The organism is Rhodobacteraceae bacterium Araon29 (assembly GCA_039640505.1).
In the GTDB taxonomy this organism is placed as follows: domain Bacteria; phylum Pseudomonadota; class Alphaproteobacteria; order Rhodobacterales; family Rhodobacteraceae; genus CABZJG01.
In genome coordinates, this window is sequence record CP046865.1 from 187,038 (window position 1) to 203,388 (window position 16,351).

Annotated in this window: 16 protein-coding genes and 1 pseudogene; 7 read left to right on the plus strand and 10 right to left on the minus strand. The window is 47.7% G+C overall.

Features of this window, described 5'->3' with window-relative positions; genetic code table 11:
* Window positions 1–112 precede the first annotated feature (112 nt).
* The 3 genes from GN278_00815 to GN278_00825 all read left to right on the plus strand — a co-directional run bounded on the left by GN278_00815 (window position 113) and on the right by GN278_00825 (window position 3,005).
* The gene (locus GN278_00815; GenBank protein XAT59495.1) at window positions 113–1,051 is read left to right on the plus strand and encodes a substrate-binding domain-containing protein; all 939 of its coding nucleotides are present in this window, start codon (window positions 113–115) and stop codon (window positions 1,049–1,051) included.
* An 83-nt stretch (window positions 1,052–1,134) separates the two neighbouring features.
* Entirely contained in the window at window positions 1,135–2,208 is a 1,074-nt protein-coding gene (locus GN278_00820; GenBank protein ID XAT59496.1) for an ABC transporter permease, read from the plus strand.
* A gap of 17 nt (window positions 2,209–2,225) precedes the next feature.
* Complete coding sequence (locus GN278_00825) at window positions 2,226–3,005, plus strand: ATP-binding cassette domain-containing protein (protein ID XAT59497.1); 780 nt, start codon at window positions 2,226–2,228, stop codon at window positions 3,003–3,005.
* A gap of 67 nt (window positions 3,006–3,072) precedes the next feature.
* Here the strand turns inward: GN278_00825 and GN278_00830 are convergent, their stop codons facing one another.
* From GN278_00830 to GN278_00840, 3 genes and pseudogenes are all read right to left on the minus strand, one after another.
* Window positions 3,073–4,419: a TRAP transporter large permease subunit gene (locus tag GN278_00830; protein XAT59498.1), complete on the minus strand. Its 1,347-nt coding sequence runs from the start codon at window positions 4,417–4,419 to the stop codon at window positions 3,073–3,075.
* Window positions 4,416–5,000, minus strand: coding sequence for a TRAP transporter small permease subunit (locus GN278_00835; GenBank protein ID XAT59499.1), 585 nt, complete (start codon window positions 4,998–5,000; stop codon window positions 4,416–4,418). The genes GN278_00830 and GN278_00835 overlap by 4 nt, the downstream gene beginning before the upstream one ends.
* A 10-nt stretch (window positions 5,001–5,010) precedes the next feature.
* Window positions 5,011–5,708: pseudogene (locus GN278_00840) on the minus strand (FAA hydrolase family protein).
* Between the two features lie 414 nt (window positions 5,709–6,122).
* Between GN278_00840 and GN278_00845 the strand changes: the two are divergent.
* Window positions 6,123–6,548: a hypothetical protein gene (locus GN278_00845; GenBank protein XAT59500.1), complete on the plus strand. Its 426-nt coding sequence runs from the start codon at window positions 6,123–6,125 to the stop codon at window positions 6,546–6,548.
* Between the two features lie 35 nt (window positions 6,549–6,583).
* Here the strand turns inward: GN278_00845 and GN278_00850 are convergent, their stop codons facing one another.
* From GN278_00850 to GN278_00860, 3 genes are all read right to left on the minus strand, one after another.
* Window positions 6,584–7,051: a hypothetical protein gene (locus GN278_00850; GenBank protein ID XAT59501.1), complete on the minus strand. Its 468-nt coding sequence runs from the start codon at window positions 7,049–7,051 to the stop codon at window positions 6,584–6,586.
* A 695-nt stretch (window positions 7,052–7,746) separates the two neighbouring features.
* Window positions 7,747–8,217, minus strand: a complete 471-nt coding sequence (gene tsaE / locus GN278_00855; protein ID XAT59502.1) for a tRNA (adenosine(37)-N6)-threonylcarbamoyltransferase complex ATPase subunit type 1 TsaE — start codon at window positions 8,215–8,217, stop codon at window positions 7,747–7,749.
* Window positions 8,218–8,309: 92 nt separating this feature from the next.
* A complete protein-coding gene (locus tag GN278_00860; GenBank protein ID XAT59503.1) occupies window positions 8,310–9,695 on the minus strand; it encodes an ActS/PrrB/RegB family redox-sensitive histidine kinase in 1,386 nt (461 codons plus the stop codon).
* Between the two features lie 93 nt (window positions 9,696–9,788).
* On the opposite strand from GN278_00860, the gene GN278_00865 reads away from it, so the two are divergent.
* On the plus strand, window positions 9,789–10,424 hold the full coding sequence (locus GN278_00865; GenBank protein ID XAT59504.1) for an SCO family protein: 636 nt from the start codon (window positions 9,789–9,791) through the stop codon (window positions 10,422–10,424).
* 80 nt (window positions 10,425–10,504) lie between these two features.
* On the plus strand, window positions 10,505–11,059 hold the full coding sequence (locus GN278_00870; protein ID XAT59505.1) for an ActR/PrrA/RegA family redox response regulator transcription factor: 555 nt from the start codon (window positions 10,505–10,507) through the stop codon (window positions 11,057–11,059).
* Window positions 11,060–11,241: 182 nt separating this feature from the next.
* On the opposite strand, the gene GN278_00875 is transcribed toward GN278_00870, so the two are convergent.
* Window positions 11,242–12,972 (minus strand): tetratricopeptide repeat protein, encoded by a 1,731-nt coding sequence (locus GN278_00875; protein XAT59506.1) that lies wholly within the window; start codon window positions 12,970–12,972, stop codon window positions 11,242–11,244.
* Window positions 12,973–13,309: 337 nt separating this feature from the next.
* Complete coding sequence (locus tag GN278_00880) at window positions 13,310–14,179, minus strand: LysR family transcriptional regulator (protein XAT59507.1); 870 nt, start codon at window positions 14,177–14,179, stop codon at window positions 13,310–13,312.
* Window positions 14,180–14,744: 565 nt separating this feature from the next.
* Between GN278_00880 and GN278_00885 the strand changes: the two genes are divergently transcribed.
* Complete coding sequence (locus GN278_00885) at window positions 14,745–15,122, plus strand: glyoxalase (GenBank protein ID XAT59508.1); 378 nt, start codon at window positions 14,745–14,747, stop codon at window positions 15,120–15,122.
* A 58-nt stretch (window positions 15,123–15,180) separates the two neighbouring features.
* On the opposite strand, the gene GN278_00890 is transcribed toward GN278_00885, so the two are convergent.
* Window positions 15,181–15,696: a GNAT family N-acetyltransferase gene (locus GN278_00890; protein ID XAT59509.1), complete on the minus strand. Its 516-nt coding sequence runs from the start codon at window positions 15,694–15,696 to the stop codon at window positions 15,181–15,183.
* Window positions 15,693–16,283 (minus strand): HD domain-containing protein, encoded by a 591-nt coding sequence (locus tag GN278_00895; GenBank protein XAT59510.1) that lies wholly within the window; start codon window positions 16,281–16,283, stop codon window positions 15,693–15,695. The genes GN278_00890 and GN278_00895 overlap by 4 nt, the downstream gene beginning before the upstream one ends.
* Between the last annotated feature and the right edge of the window lie 68 nt (window positions 16,284–16,351).

Sequence of the window (16,351 nt, forward strand, 5' to 3'; positions counted from 1 at the left end):
TTTGCGCTGTGTACTAATACTTGGACATTGGGCAAGGAGTAACAACTTGCCCAAACTTTGGGCTCCGGTGCTGACACATTGGTGAGCCGGCACCTTTTTTGGGAGGAAATTCATGAAGAAAACTCTATTGGCGACAAGCCTCGTTGTTCTTACGGGCACAACCGCATTTGCCGAAACTATTGGGGCAACGTTTTCACGGTTCGATGACAACTGGCTGACCGTTTTGCGGAACGGCATGGTTGAGTATGCGGGGACTATTGACGGCCTTTCGTATCAGCAAGAAGACGCATCTGACGATCTTGCCAAGCAAATCGACCAGGTGAAAAACTTTGTAGCATCAGGCGTTGATGCAATCATCGTAAACATCGTTGACACATCTGCTGGTGCAGCTGTTTCCGCAGCCGCTGGTGACACTCCGCTGGTATATGTTAACCGCGAACCTGACAATGTGAACGAACTGCCTGCAACTCAGGCCTTCGTTGCATCGAACGAAATCGAATCTGGCACACTTTCCGCATTCGAGATTTGTAAAAACCTGCGTGCTGACGGCAAAGCCGGTGGTGCAACTGGTTACTTAATGAACGGTCAGCTTTCCAACCAGGCTGCTGTTCAGCGCTCAAAAGACGTTCACGACGTGATCGGCATGGACATGTGTAACTTCATGACAATCATTGACGAGCAGACTGCAAACTGGTCGCGTGACGAAGCGCAAGACTTGATGACCAATTGGATGTCTTCTGGCGAGCCGTTTGACTTCGTTTTGGCAAACAACGACGAAATGGCAATCGGTGCGATCCAGGCAATGAAAGCTGCCGGCATGGATATGGCTGACGTGCAGGTTGGCGGTGTTGATGCATCGCAAGACGCTCTGCTCGCAATGGCAGTTGGTGATTATGACGTAACAGTGTTCCAAGACTCTGTTGGTCAGGGTACTGGCTCGATTGATACAGCAATTCGCTTGATCGCTGGTGAAAAAGTAGACAAGAAAGTCTATATCCCATTCGTATTGGTTACACCTGCGAACATGGGCGACTTCATGGACAAGAACTAAGTTCTTTAGAAAATTAAATCCGCGGGGCGGCGCTTTTGGCGCCGTCCCGCACTCGTAAAAGCGCATAACAAGGGGCTTCATCAATGGAAGATACGAGCCAAGGCACAGGCGGACTAACGTTTGATAAATCCAAGCGATCTTGGCCCAATGAGATGAACATCCTTTTCGCGTTGATCATCATCATCGTGATTTTCGAGATTTTAGGGCAGGCTCTGCCCTATATGAATGACCAAAGCTTCCTGTTTGATTCAAGGGACCGTTTTGATTCAATCTTTAACGAAGCTCGGTTAAAAATTATTATCCTGCAGGTTGCGATTATTGGGATCATCGCACTTGGCGTAACGCAAGTAATCATCACTGCTGGTATCGATCTCAGTTCCGGTCCCCTTGTTGCAGCGACGGCTATGATTGCGATGAGCCTTGGACAGACCGAATTGGTCAACGGTTTCCCGAACCCCAAAGCGGTGTTTGGCGTATGGGCCATGGACTTACCGGTGATTGTACCGGTGGTAGCGGGACTTATATTCGGGGCCATGATCGGGGCCATCAATGGAACATTTATTGCGTATTTTCGCATACCACCCTTTATCGCGACGCTTGGCATGTTTATGATTTGTCGGGGTATTGCACTTTGGTGGTCTGGCGGTAATCCAGTTTCATTTCCAACGGAAAGTTTCAAATCCATCGGTTCGGGTATGATGCCCGTATTTTGGTTCTTATCCCTGGCGGTGATTTTCCACTTTATCCTAAAGTATACGGTTTATGGAAAACACACTTATGCGATTGGCTCAAACGAAGAAGCTGCGCGAATGTCGGGTATTAATGTAAAACGACATAAAGTCTTGGTCTACATGATCGCCTCTATGCTGGCGGCTTTCGCTGGCGTCATACTGAGTGCCAAAGCCTCAACAGCACAAGCCGGCATGGGCGAATTTTACGAGCTCTTTGCCATTGCCATGGCCGTCATTGGGGGTATCAGTTTAACCGGGGGCCGGGGATCAATCATCGGTACCGTTCTCGGCGCGATGGTCTTCGGAGTTATTCGTTCCGGGTTCACCTTTGTGAAATTGGACGGATCATATCAGTTGATGGCCATGGGCGGTATCATCATCGCAGCGGTAGTTCTAGACCAATATCGACAACGCAATAAAGCCTAAGGTTGGGAGAGATAGATATGAGCGACGAAATCGTTCTTAAAGCACAGGACCTAACCAAGCATTACGGGGGCGTTCATGCGCTGGAAGGTGCCGACTTCGAAATGAAGAAGGGTGAGCACGTTGCTATTGTGGGTGACAATGGCGCCGGTAAATCCACATTTGTGCGTCAGATCACTGGCGTAGAGCAGCGTACGCGCGGCAGAGTTTGGCTTTACGGCGATGAAGTGAATTTTGCTGGTCCACTGGATGCGCGCGAAGCCGGGATTGAAACTGTGTTTCAGACACTGGCACTTGCGGATGACCTTGATGTGCCGGATAATCTCTTTCTGGGACGTGAAAAAACCTTTGCAAATTGGCTCGGACCCTTTCGCATTCTCGACTATAAAGGAATGCGCAAAGCAACGTTGGCGGGTCTTGAAAAAACAGCTGTGAAAATCCCTAACATTCGCAATACCATCCAAAATATGTCAGGAGGTCAACGGCAGTGCGTTGCTATTGCTCGCACGGCAACATTTCAGTCGCGACTGACCATTATGGATGAGCCAACGGCAGCGCTAGGGGTACAGGAAACCGAACAGGTCGAACATATCATCAAGACATTGAAAGAGAACGGTGAACCATTAATTCTTGTCAGTCACAATATGCGACAGGTCTTTGACCTTGTCGATCGTATTGTTGTTTTTCGGCGTGGACGAATTTGTGCCAACCTGTCCAAAGCCGATACAGATCCGCAAGATGTTGTTGCCTACATTACAGGTGCAAAAACTGGCGAAGAATATGAAGAGTCTGCACTTTAATTGAAGCTTTTATGCAAAGCCAGAAACAAGAGTGGATCATAAAACTAATTCTTATGTAAAATTCCATCTATTGCGGTAGCAAGAATAAAGTGATCGCTGGAAAAGTAATCAAAATGGCCACTCGGACCAAATCGGTGGCCACAAAAAAACCAACCGCTTTATAGGTTTCAACCGCAGGGGTTTGCCGGTCCATCGCATTAATCACAAAAAGGTTGAGCCCCACAGGTGGCGTAATCAAACCCACCTCGACCACAATTAAAACCAAGATCCCAAACCAAATTGCTAGATGCTCGGGCGGTAAGGCGAAATCTAATGACATTACGACGGGAAAGAAGATTGGAACTGTCAGCAGTATCATCGAAAGACTGTCCATCAAACAGCCTAAAAGCAAATAGAAAACTAAAATTAACAGCAAAACCCCGATAGGGCTGAGGCCCTGATTTACAACCCAGCCTGCGATTTCCTGCGGCACTTGTGTCAGGCTTAGAAAGCCATTGTAAAACCCAGCTCCCAGGATGATAAAAAAGATCATAGCCGAGGACCGACCCGTTACCAGAAAGCTATCGATTAAGCTGGACCATGTCAGACCTCCGCTTCGCCACGCAATTAAACCCACGCCAAACGCCCCAACAGCCGCTCCTTCGGTGGGGGTAAAGAGTGCTTGAATTCCGTTTTGGGACCAATTCCAATCACCAGCAATTCCGAAAATAACCAGCAAAAAAATCATCACAACGGGCCAAACTTTGGCCAGGGCATGGAAACGCTGTTTGTATGGCACTGGAGCGCGGGTTCCTGCGCGATCAGGATAAAGGCGGACATAGATCGATACCGCAACCATATAACCAAGCGCAGCCATAATGCCTGGCACAAAGGCAGCTAGAAACAGTTTTGAGATATTTTGTTCCGCCAAGATGGCATAGATCACTAAAACCACAGAGGGCGGAATTAAAATTCCCAAGGTTCCCCCTGCTGCAAGAGTGGCAGTAGAAAACCCACCGGCATAGCCATAGGCTTTGAGTTCAGGGAGCGCTACTCGGCCCATCGTACCAGCGGTTGCCAATGAGGATCCAGCAATCGCCCCAAACCCGGCGCAGGCCCCAATAGCAGCCATAGCGACACCGCCTTTAAGGTGTCCTAACCAGCTTTCAGCCGCTTTGAAAAGCGCCTGAGACATCCCGCCAAGAGTGGCGAATTGCCCCATCAACAAGAACATTGGGATAATTGAAAGTGAGTAGTTTGAAAACGTACTATAGGTTTCATTTTTCATCTTTGCCAAAGCCATATTGGAGGTGCCGGTCACAAGGAATAACCCCCCAAAGCCAACCAAAAACATAGCAAGACCAATCGGCACGCGCAAAAATATTAAGACCAAAAGTGCGGGAAACGAGGCCAGTCCAATTTCTAGGGTGGTCATTGCTCAGCGCTTTCGTTTTCAGTAAGCAGTTCTTTACCACTTAGCGCCTCTAGAATTCTGACTATTGCCATAAAAATGGAAACCAATGCGGCAAGCGCTGCGCCCAAAAAACTTGCTGCATAGGCCCACCAAATTGGAAACTGCAATAAAAAAGTTGTCTCTCCATATCGCTGTTTTGCCTCCATACCGGCGAACAGGCGCCAAGCAATCAATCCCAAAACAAGCGCAAAAAGGCACTCGGAAATCATTTTTAAAACCTGATTGCTTCGCAGGGATAATTTTGATGTAAGAACGTCAACTGTTGCATGGCTGCCGCTCAGTTGGCACAGGGGTAGAAAAGCAAATATTGCAAAGGCAACACCTGCTTCTACCAATTCAAAATCACCATTGATTGCTCCGATCCCAACCCCAAGCGCCCAATTCGAGAAGTCGGTGAAATTTGTTTGCATAAAAGCGCCATGAAGCACGGTGCCAACCGACCTGCCAAGCACAGAGGTGCAAACCAATAAAATCAAACTAATTAGGACAAGCCCCCCCAATACGGCCATCGCATGCGCCAGTTTTTTGATTAAAGAATACATTTTGTGGTGCCTACTCGGCCTCAGAAATTGTTAGTGAAATTGGTTCTAAACCCTCAATTCCACCAGTTATCTTGTCACCGGGTACCACTGGGCCCACACCAGCGGGCGTTCCCGTTAGGATTAAATCTCCTGGTCGCAGGTGATAAAAATGGGATAGGTGGGAAACAATTTCGTCAACTGCCCAAACCATATCGCTTAGGCGCGCGTCTTGTTTCAAGTCGCCGTTAAGCGCTAGATGAATCCGTTGAGGTCCAATATCACCTATGCTTTCCGCAGGCGTAAGCGGGGCGAAGACCGCGGATCCTTCGACGTCTTTTCCCAAATCCCATGGTCGCTGTTTGGCACGCTCAGCAAGTTGTAAATCGCGCCGCGTCATATCCAGAGCACAGCAATAAGAGTGAATGGCACTACGAGCTAGATCTTTGCCAGCGCGAAATACGGGCGTGCCTATTGCAAGTGCCAATTCCATTTCATAATGAAAATTTTCAGTTCCGGGGGATAGGCCAGCAAACTGCCGTTTGCTTGAGCTGCCCAAGGCGTTTTTGTAAAATAGAAGGGCGCTTCGCGATCCACTTCCAAGCCCATTTCTATGGCGTGCTCAACATAATTACGTCCCACGCAAAAGATACGTCCAACTGGGTAATATGCAGAACCGTCTGACATTGGCACAGCAGGTAAAGCTGGTAGATCAAACAACAATTGGTTCACGTCAACACCTCCTATGGGTTGTGCAAGGCTTACCCAGTGAACGGCTGCAAAGTAAAGCAAAACACTATTGGCTCTGGTTAAAAAAGACCATTGTGACCAATAAAAGCTCCGCAAACTCACTTATGCGGATATTGGCAATTGCCGCGCACCCTTAAACAATAAGACAAAAGCGCCGTATTAACGAACAGCAATTAGATTTCATTTCCCTCCCTATTTAACTGGCCGGGCGCTTTGCCCGGCTTTTCCTGTTTATTGGCGTTATGTTTTGTTTGAAATAATGAAAGCTAAGAATAAGCCCCTGAAAAGCAGAGCCAATGTCATTACAAAACAATAAATTTGATTACAGACAGACAATTTGCTTAAATACCTGAATAATCGAGAATTTTCTAACAGGGGCTTTTAAAGGGGCGAGATATGTTGGTGGGGTATTCTAGGACTGCATTGGTCCAGCCAGAAGAGGATGGTGACCTAGAGCTTGAGGCGTTAAAAAACTATGGATGCCATGAAGAAAACATCTATCAAGAACAAACCGCAAGCAGCGATGAGCGCTATCAATTGCATATGGCGTTAAACTGTTTAAGAAAAGACGATAAGTTTGTTGTCAACAAACTCTCAAGTTTGGGGTATCAACCGGAAGACTTTGAAAAGGTCTTTCAGCATATTGAAAAAAAATCATCGTATTTGGTGATTTTAGATATTGCCGGACAAGAACTAGATTCCTCTAATAAACATGGCCAGTCCATGTTGGTATCCCTCAAAGCAATGGCAGGTATTAATTTTGAGTTTCTGCGCGAAAAAAAGTTAGAAGAAATAAGACTAAAGCGAGATAAGCTAGCGTAAACGAATACCACGTACTACGCGCCAATTCGATTTTATTATTTATCACTGTCGCTTGGGACAGTTTCGATCCGGTCTTGCTCATTGTAACGATATCCGAGCAGTTGGCATTTTGAAATGCTGTTCAGTTTTTGAAGTTGCACATTCACAATGGTGGTCCACATTTCAGTACCAAATTTTTGCATCATTTTCCCATCAATGGTTTGCATCAAAGTTGCGCACTGTCCGGTGCTTCCCGGTGCAAGCATGGTTGCGCCCTGCGTACAATTGAGTTCCGTGTTTCCAAGCAAGTTTTCGTTTGCATTATAAAAAAGTACAGAAACCCCGGAAACTTTGCGGCCTGTTGGGTTTTTAACTTGGGCCGATAGAGTGTAATTCGCTACAGGACCCAAGTTATCCTGCCCAAATTTCAGCAAAATACTACAGGGTAGAAATTCATCCGACAAAACGTTTTGTGACCAGCAACTTAGTGCAATTGTAAAGGCTGCTAAAGATACTCTAACCACTTAAAACCTCATCTCTTTTCAAAGTCTTCAAAAGGGCTTTCATAGATTGTTTGAGTATAGTTTGTTTGATGAAAAATCACAAATTAACAGTCAAACAATAACGTGGTTCAAATAAATATAAGGTTTTTGCCAATAGGGGCTTTCGGAAATATTTGCTTAATTGCAGTCTTATCAGTTGATTTTCTTGTCAATTTTGGCATTGATATAACCAGTCAAATTGGAGAACGAAAAAATGAAAAAATATCTGGCATTATCCGTTGTTATATTGGGGCTTTCTGCATGTAGTGTCGTAGAAGATTATAACCTGAATCCATTGGGCTGGTTTGGCGGTAGTTCAGACTCTAGCAGCGAATAAACCCAAAAACGGACCCGATAAAATCTGCTGAAATGCTGTGGAAAGACCATAGCAGTTCACAAAGCCGCAGGATCAATCCCTGCGGCTTGTTTATTGTGGAAGAGCCTTTAGAGGTGGCATACGTTAAAGTAGACTTCAGCTAAGATGCACAGTAGGAAATTTAGAAGTCGAACAATCTATTCATTAAGGTTTTATGTTTGCCGAAATACAGATTATTTGCCAGCTGCAAACCAGTTTTCAAAAGCCCATTTTCTTCAAATACATCAAGACCAGCAGTGCTTAGGCGCTCTAACTCGTTTGCGTCCTGTCGCGGTATAAGCATCGGGCTTTTAGTTCTGACTTAGCCAAATCCTGCAAGCCGATCCGCCCAGGATGCGTCGGCCCAACTGAATTCAAGTTGACGGTGACCTGGTTTTGGTGTGGTTTTGAACGTGATGGTCAGTGCGCCACTTGGGGTAAGACTACCCAGAATTTCGGGCCATTCCACCAGACAAATCGCCTCTTGAAAAGCATCAGCTAAACCCAGTTCGATAATTTCATCAGTCGCACCAAGCCGGTACAGATCAGCGTGCCATATTTCGCCAATTCGGGTGTTGTAGGTTTGCACTAAAGTAAATGTAGGAGAGGGCACATCCTCTGCAATTTCCTGAGAAAATTGGATCAAAGATCGTGCAAAATAACTCTTACCCGCACCGATTTCACCGCTGAGCAACATCACATCGCCGGGCGCCAGATGATGGCTCAACCGATGCGCCAAACTGGCGGTTTCCTGTTCTGACTTTAGTGTAATTTTCAAAGGATTATGGGTCATTAGCCCTCTATGTCATTAGCTATGATATGCCAGACAGAATTGGAGTTTACATTTATCACAAATTGCAAAGTCCTGCCCATGACTGTTGTCCCCTATGCTTTGATCTGCTTGTTTTCACCCAACGCGCCGTTGGTCTGTTCTATATCGCTTCGTTGCCATGAAATTTCAACACTAGCGCCTGTCGGCACACCTTTGCTGTCATCCAAAATCTCAAGCTGGGAGCAGTTCGAAAAATAAAGCTCAGCACCGGTTCTTTCCAGCAAAGTTTTGGCAATGAAAAGCCCCAAACCCATGCCTTCATAGGCGGGTCGTTTTGGGTCATCATTTTCTGTTCTTTTATCTCGCATAAAGGGATCCCCTATGCGCCCAATGACATGCAACGGATAGCCTGGTCCATCATCCATGATTCGAACCTTTACGTGCGTTGTGGTCCAAATGGTTTCGATCCAGACCTGTGATTGCGCAAAGTCCACGGCATTTTGCACCATATTGCGAAGCCCATGAATGATTTCGGGTCGCCGCAGTACCAAAGGTTGTGCAAGGCGTGATAAATCATCAATCTGAGACCCCATTTCAATATCAATACCGCGGTCTTGATGGGGCTCGGCGGCCTCGCGAATGACTTCACTGAACGGGGCGCTATGCAAATGCAAGTCATCTTTGCCGGCCCTGCCCATTGACTGTAGGATATCGCGGCAACGATCCGCCTGTTCGCGGATCAATTCCGCATCTTCGCAAAGTTCTGGCCGATCAGATAATTCTTCCATCAGCTCTGAACTGGCCAGTTTAATGGTGGCCAAAGGCGTGCCCAACTCATGGGCAGCGGCTGCCACCACGCCGCCCAAATCGGTCAGCTTTTGCTCACGTGCCAGCGCCATTTGAGTAGCCACCACGGCTTCGCCCATGACGTTCATTTCGTTGTTTACGCGGCGTGAATAGACACTTAAAAACACCAATGCGATAACTATTGCAGCCCAGTTTCCAAACACAAAAATATCAGGAATGCGCAAAATAAACCCCTGATCGGTGTGCAGTGGAAGGTGATAGTTGGCCAAGATTGTCACCAAAGCAATGGCCGTGCCCCCCAAAATCAGCAAAGATCTAAGTTGTAGCACATTTGCCGCCACAGCCACCGGTGCCAGCAGCAAAATACTAAAGGGATTATGCAACCCTCCAGTCAAAAAAAGCAGAAAACTAAGTTGCAAAAGATCAAACAGGATCATCATTGTATTTTCAAATTCTGATAACCGTTTGGTTTCCGGGAAACTATACATTGCCAGTAGGTTACCGCCAACGGATACACCAATCGCCAAAAGGCAAAGCCCCAATTCAAGTTGTAAATTATAAAGCTGGATCGCAGTGAAAATCGCGATGACCTGTCCGGCAATCGCAATCCAGCGTAGCAAAATCAATGTCCGCAGCCGAATCCAGTTTCCACGCTTTTGCTGGAACAACAGGTTAAGTGTTGTATCTGTCATCGCCATTGCACCTTTTCAACCAATTGTGACTTGTTCTTAGGCTGCATCATGCTACCAATCAACGCGATAGGAAAGCCCATTAGGATATGATTCATGCTCCGTTTTTTAAGCATACTTGCCGCCGCAGCTGTGGTTTGTCTATTGCTGGTCACTTGGATCGCTAGTCTTGGGGTATGGCCCTTCGCGGACCGCTCGGGAGATCAATTTGCCAGTTGTCGCAGCAGCGCGGTTGCTGGTGGTGTTGGCCAGATCGGTGGCCCGTTTAGCCTGCTTGATAGCGGTGGAAAAACCGTCACTGATGCAGATGTCATTACCGCGCCATCTCTGGTGTATTTCGGATATACTTTTTGTCCGGACGTTTGCCCGATGGATACGATACGGAATGCAGAAGCCGTTGATATGCTTGAAGAAAACGGTAAAATCACCACTCCTGTGTTTATTTCAATAGATCCCAAGCGGGATACGCCTGAGGTGGTCGGTGACTATGCCGAGGCGATCCATCCGCGTATGATTGGACTGACAGGAACGGCCGATCAGGTCAAAGCCGCTAGTCGGGCGTATCGCACCTATTACAAAGCCCACGATGGTGATGATGAGTACTATCTTGTAGATCATTCAACCATGACCTATCTGGTGCTACCCGAGCATGGGGTGGTCGAATTTTTTCGCCGCGACGTGGGCCCCGAGGCGCTTGCGGCAAAAGCGGCATGCTTTATTGATAAATCATAAAGTGTTGTCCAGTTCGGTTTGACCCCGTTGGTAAACAGCACTAAATACCCTATTAGCAAAGGCTAAAAAGGGGATTTCCGGTGTCAGAGAAAAATCTACAAGAGTTAGGTCCTGATCCTTCACTGCTGCTGGTAGATGATGACGAGCCGTTTCTGCGCCGCTTGGCTAAAGCCATGGAAAAGCGTGGTTTTTCGGTTGAAACTGCCGGCTCTGTTGCGGCAGGTCGGGCGATTTCAACAGCGCGGCCACCTGCCTATGCGGTGATTGATCTACGCTTGGAAGATGGCAATGGTTTGGATGTGGTTGAAGTGTTGCGCACCAAGCGACCGGATTGCCGCGTTGTGGTGCTGACAGGCTATGGCGCTATTGCCACGGCAGTGGCTGCGGTGAAAATCGGCGCGACTGATTACCTTAGCAAACCGGCCGATGCGACCGATATCACCAATGCGCTTTTGGCCAGTGGTGATGACCTGCCGCCGCCGCCAGAAAACCCAATGAGCGCGGACCGCGTGCGGTGGGAACATATCCAGAGGGTCTATGAGCTGTGTGATCGCAATGTGTCCGAAACCGCACGCCGGCTCAACATGCACCGCCGCACATTACAGCGCATATTGGCCAAACGCAGCCCTCGGTAAAGCTGTAAAATCGCCCGTCGGTATTGCGTCGGTATCACAGCGGTTTCGCGGTGGTGCCAAATTTAGCCGTGTTTCGGATATAGAACATCGCCAAATGGCATCAAGATAGGTATTAAAAGTCCTCTGGTTACAAAGCCAGTTTTTCCCTAAATGTAAGACTAAGTCCGTCAATCATCACAACGCTATGAAAATTGTGCCAAAACCTCGCCCCAATCTTCACGTTCGGTTTGGCGGCGCAGTCGGACGGATCGATACCAATAACTGTTGTTTGGATCGAGCCCCCAACGCCAACTGTTTACGCGGGGCAACAACGCATCAGTGGCCTTTCCAAGCGCACCTGCCAAATGTACCGTGACATTATCAATTGATATAATTCGATCGCAGGCAGAAATTAAAGCCGCCAAACCATCGATATCGTGAAAATTGTCGATCTCGGCCACTTGTGCGACGTCGATACCATGTTCTTTTTTCACCTGATTAATTTCAGCGGTCACATTGCCGTATTGCAAGCTAACAAACTTGACGTTGGTGGCATGAAACATAGTGGCAAGCTGACCCAAAGGGATCCTGCGTTTTTGTGCAAACATTCTATTAGACGTTGAATGCCAGCTTAGACCAATCAGGATTTCATCCTCGTCTCCCAATAGTTTGTCCCGCAAAACAGCCGTTTTTGCCTTATCTGCAGATAGATATCCCTGAGCCGCCGTTTCATAACTGGCAAGGGTTTGACGGAAGTATTTTGGCAGCGATCCAGCAGCGATATGGGCGTCATGCGACTTTTCCGAAACCGTTTCGGCGTTGGTATAATACTCAATATCCGCCGGAAAGGAGCGTTTGAATATGGGGATCAGACGCTTATCTGCTCTGATAATCAGGTGCGAGCAGGCAGCATAAAGGTCGGTAATCAAAGAGGCAAACATGACCTCATCGCCAAGACCCTGCTCGCCCCAGACTAATACCCGGTTTTGATCACCCAAGCGCCACTTGGGCCTGCTCGTGACAATTGGTACAGAATTAAATTTCGATTTTTTCCATCGATATTCATACATTGGCCAACCGGCTTTAAAATCCTGCAGCTTTAGAAGCAATAATGCCTTATCGAAATGTGCGGTTACATTCAAAGGATCAATCGCAATTGTTTTATCATAACTGGCGATGGCTGCCTTGAGCGCACCTTTACTGTCAAAGGCGACTCCCATATTGTTGTGGGCTTCCAATAGGTTCGGGTCGATCTCTAGGGCCTTTTCAAAGCTTTGAATGGCTTGATCGAGTTCTCCTTTTTTCACCAAGGTGGTGCCAATTTTGCAATGAGTGTTAGCATTTCCTGGCTGAATCTTGAGAGATTTCCACAGATATTTCAAGGCATCATCAAAATTCTCAACTTCCGTCAAAGCGACCCCAAGGTTATTATGAGAATTCACATCGGAGGGGTTGATCTTTAGCGCTTTCTGATAACAATCAATCGCAGTTTCAAGATCGCCCTTCCCTCTAAAAGCATTTCCCATATTGTTATAAACTAGAGCATTTTTAGGATCTATTTTGAGAATTCTTCGATAGGTTTCTATTGCAAGATCATACCGGTGTAGAACGGAATTGGCGGTACCCAATAAATTTAGAATATCGGAAGAATTTGGAAAAACTGCGAGCATGGCTTCGGCTCCTGCCACAGCATCTTCAACTTTTCCGCTCTTATAAAGAGTGACCAGTGCTTTTAATTCTTCTGTTGGTGATTCAAGGTTTGCCAGCTTGTTTGAAGAACGGCTCGCTTCCGTATTTTTATTAGCCTCATTGGCCCTATCGTTCGTCAGAAACATATCCGAGGGCTTCCGATCAGCTGCCTCTGCGCTTGCCGGTTTTCTTGCCTTAAGTGATTTTTTTGCTTTGGTGACAGATTCGTTAATTGATGACGTCATTATCCAGACTTTATTCAAAATAGGAATTTTTATTTATATATTTAACGGATGAAATAAGGGTGCCGGCCAAATGAAAACCAATAATATTTCAATATCTAAAGCCCAATTTTAGGATTGGCGCAAGCAAAATGAGTGTGAAACCATTTTGCCAACTGGGATGGGCATGCACCGCCGCACATTGCAGCGCATCTTGGCCAAACGCAGCCCGCGTTAAAACCGCAAATTCACCCATCGGTATCGCGTCAGTATCACGGCAGTTTCGCGGTGGTGCGAAAATTGATCTGCGTTCCTTGGCATTATGTCCCCAAAATGCGTTAGTGGCGCCGTGCACCAATGCTTAGAGGCTGCGCTTAAGCCACGCAACAAAGGTCATCAGTTTGACTGTGGGTTTGGTTTTTGCTGAAACCAGATAATAGCCATGATTTTCGCTATGAATGCGCTGCACACAGGCCAATTGGCCAGACTTTATATCATTTTCTGCAAGGGATTCTGCTTGCACAGCAAGGCCCAGGCCCGACCGCGCTGCGGCAAGAACCAAAGAGTTGGAGGAAAATCGAGTGATTTTTGACTTCCCAAGCTCTAACCCTTGCATTTTCAAGATAAGTTCAGGTTCAGTGTATTGCCTTTCTAGCAGCCAAGGCGCTGACGTAAGATCCTCTGCATTGTGCGACGACAGGCTTTTTATCATTTCCGGACTGCCAATAATCATAAAGCCTGCGCCGACCAATCTTTCCACCTGTAGATCGGGCCAGTCACCTTTGCCAAAGCGAATGGCCAAATCGAAGCCATTCGAAGTAAGGTCGATCACCTTTGTTGATGGGTTAAGTGATAACTCGATATCTGGGTGGGCTGCCCAAAATTCACCAAGTCGCGGCATCAGCCAATTTTCCGCAAATGCGGGGGTGAGGGTGATCCGAAGTGGTTGCTGATCGCGATCTTCTTGTAAGGTTTGAATGCCGGTGGCGATGGTCTGAAAACCGTCTTTTAGCGCTTTGGAAAGTGCGCGGCCGCTGGCGGTCAGGCGCATCCCGCGCCCTTCGCGGAACGCCAGCTTAACCGTTAGAAAATCTTCCAAATACCGGATGTGCTGCGCTATTGCAGCATGGGTTACGTTCAATTCACGCGCCGCCGCTGAAAAGCCACCTAATCGCGCCATGGCCTCAAAGGCGCGCAAGGCCGATAGCGAGGGTATCGTTCTCCAATCCATCGTTCACCTGTTAGTTCAACTTATATATTGAAAATATTACAGAGTCGCTTTGCTAGGTAAAGACATTTAGGCAAAACCTATAGTTCGACCTGAAAAGGAAACAAGATGTTCAATATTTTAGCCAACACATTTTTTATCGCATCCTGCAATCCTCAGCCCCATCAAACAGACTGTATACGGTTCAAACAACGCCAGATGGACAGCACAAGCGAAGAGTTATTCCAAAAGGATTTGTACAAAAGTACTTTGACCGGTTTCTATTTGAAGATGCTGTGGAAAAAATATGCCCAAAGGCGCGCGCGCAACAGCGTCGGGCTAATATGTACTGCGCCCAGACCACCCAAGACCCCTAACACCCATTGTTAAGTGTTTCGCAAGTGACGGAAAATTCCCCCTAACGATCAAAGCCAACGCTATGTTTGGTCTCAGTTAGGCGTTGAAGGTTCAATAACGGGCGGGTTTCTGGGGGCAACATAGGACCAAAGCACCTCAGGCCATAGGTAAACTAAAGCTTTACCTAAAGTTAGCTTGAACCTGTAAAATAATATTTTTGGAGGTTTGATAGATGAAATTTACCAGAGCAGGTCTTATTCTTAACACCGAAAATTACCGAGAATGTGTTCATTTTTACGGCACTATTTTGGGCTTGGAATTCATGTTTAAGATTGATCGCAAAGGTGAAAAACTTACCACTTTTAATATGGGCGGCGTCTATTTGATGATCGAAACCGGGGGCACTGCACAGGACGGTGGGAAATCAGAGGCCACATGCCCAACCAAGTTGCGGTTCAACGTCTCTGATATCCAAGCTACCGGCGCAGATTTGCGGCAAAAAGGTATTCAGGCCACGGTCATTGACCACAGGTGGGGCACGACAGCAGAATTTTTTGATCCCGACGGCAACAGATGCGCTTTGCGATCAGAAAAGGGGTTTGGACAGTAAAATTTGGCACTTTTCCGATGTGCATTATATGCGCGGCATATATAAAATTTGGCGGCAATCACCCCGAGACATCCCGCTTTTTGCGAACCCGGTCCACAAGTGTGCCGTCCGATAGGGGTATGTCCCGCAGCCTGCTGTAATCGCTAAAGCCAAGCGATGTGTAAAACGCGAGGCCCCCCTGATTATCGGCGCGGATTGCGGCATCAATGCAGCGTGCGCCGGCGCTTTGGGCGGCGGCGAGTGTTTTCGTAAAAAGTGCCTTGCCAATACCGCGCCCCTGAAAATCTGCATGCACAAAGCTGGCGATCAAGGCCCAGTCGGCGGGTAAGCTGTCTGGCCCGGGCCAGTTTGGGTCGCTCCACTCTAGCGATTGAAACCCGGCAATGGTTCCGCCGACCTCGGCCACTGTGCAACTGATGGCCAAAGGTGGCGCAAGATAATGGTTTAGCAGGCGCGGCCCATCAAAGGGGTTTAAATGGGCGGTGGTACCGCCCTTTTTGATAATCTGGTTCAGCAGCGCGGCAAGCGCGTCCGCATCTGCTGGGATGGCTGCACGGATATTGATTTGGCTCATAGCTGCGCTAACAGCTCTGAGTGCCGGTCAATATAAGCCTGCCGCGCCGCTTTGGGCGCCCGAAGATCAATTTTAAGACCGTTAATAAGGCTGTGGTCTGGCGCCCCAAAAAATCCATTGGCTTCTTTGGCGGAAAACCCTGCGATCTGGGTGGCTTCCATCCATGCGCTTATTTTATCGGCCTTTTTAATCTGCTTTTTAATCGTCGTTGGCAGTTTGGCGGGCAGACCAAAGCGAATGTGAATTGCAGCGCTAAGTCGCTCATCTAGTACCTCATAGCCCGGCCCCACCGCGGCTTTGACAGGCGAAATCATATCTCCGATGACATATTCGGGCGCATCATGCAGCAGCGCGGCAAGCCGCCATTTGGCGGGGACTTTGGGGGCAAGACGGCCATAGATATCTTCAACAAGCAGCGAATGTTCGGCCACGGAATATGCGAAATCGCCCTGAGTTTGACCATTCCAGCGTGCCACAAAAGCCAGCCCATGGGCAATATCTTCGACTTCGATATCCACAGGCGTCGGGTCCAGTAAATCGAGCCGGCGACCCGAAAGCATTCTTTGCCATGCGCGTGGTTGTTTCATTTAGACCTCTTGCAGTTGTAATGATGTCTGCACGAAGCAGGCCCTATGCGCAAGCTTTGGGCATCAGG

Excerpts from the sequence above, each read along its gene's own strand:
- GN278_00820 (XAT59496.1), top strand. The coding sequence starts at position 1,135 with ATGGAAGATACGAGCCAAGGCACAGGCGGACTAACGTTTGATAAATCC.
- GN278_00860 (XAT59503.1), bottom strand. The coding sequence starts at position 9,695 with ATGACAGATACAACACTTAACCTGTTGTTCCAGCAAAAGCGTGGAAAC.
- GN278_00845 (XAT59500.1), top strand. The coding sequence starts at position 6,123 with ATGTTGGTGGGGTATTCTAGGACTGCATTGGTCCAGCCAGAAGAGGAT.
- GN278_00895 (XAT59510.1), bottom strand. The coding sequence starts at position 16,283 with ATGAAACAACCACGCGCATGGCAAAGAATGCTTTCGGGTCGCCGGCTC.
- GN278_00885 (XAT59508.1), top strand. The coding sequence starts at position 14,745 with ATGAAATTTACCAGAGCAGGTCTTATTCTTAACACCGAAAATTACCGA.
- GN278_00825 (XAT59497.1), top strand. The coding sequence starts at position 2,226 with ATGAGCGACGAAATCGTTCTTAAAGCACAGGACCTAACCAAGCATTAC.
- GN278_00875 (XAT59506.1), bottom strand. The coding sequence starts at position 12,972 with ATGACGTCATCAATTAACGAATCTGTCACCAAAGCAAAAAAATCACTT.
- GN278_00835 (XAT59499.1), bottom strand. The coding sequence starts at position 5,000 with ATGTATTCTTTAATCAAAAAACTGGCGCATGCGATGGCCGTATTGGGG.
- GN278_00880 (XAT59507.1), bottom strand. The coding sequence starts at position 14,179 with ATGGATTGGAGAACGATACCCTCGCTATCGGCCTTGCGCGCCTTTGAG.
- GN278_00830 (XAT59498.1), bottom strand. The coding sequence starts at position 4,419 with ATGACCACCCTAGAAATTGGACTGGCCTCGTTTCCCGCACTTTTGGTC.
- GN278_00890 (XAT59509.1), bottom strand. The coding sequence starts at position 15,696 with ATGAGCCAAATCAATATCCGTGCAGCCATCCCAGCAGATGCGGACGCG.
- GN278_00815 (XAT59495.1), top strand. The coding sequence starts at position 113 with ATGAAGAAAACTCTATTGGCGACAAGCCTCGTTGTTCTTACGGGCACA.
- tsaE (XAT59502.1), bottom strand. The coding sequence starts at position 8,217 with ATGACCCATAATCCTTTGAAAATTACACTAAAGTCAGAACAGGAAACC.
- GN278_00865 (XAT59504.1), top strand. The coding sequence starts at position 9,789 with ATGCTCCGTTTTTTAAGCATACTTGCCGCCGCAGCTGTGGTTTGTCTA.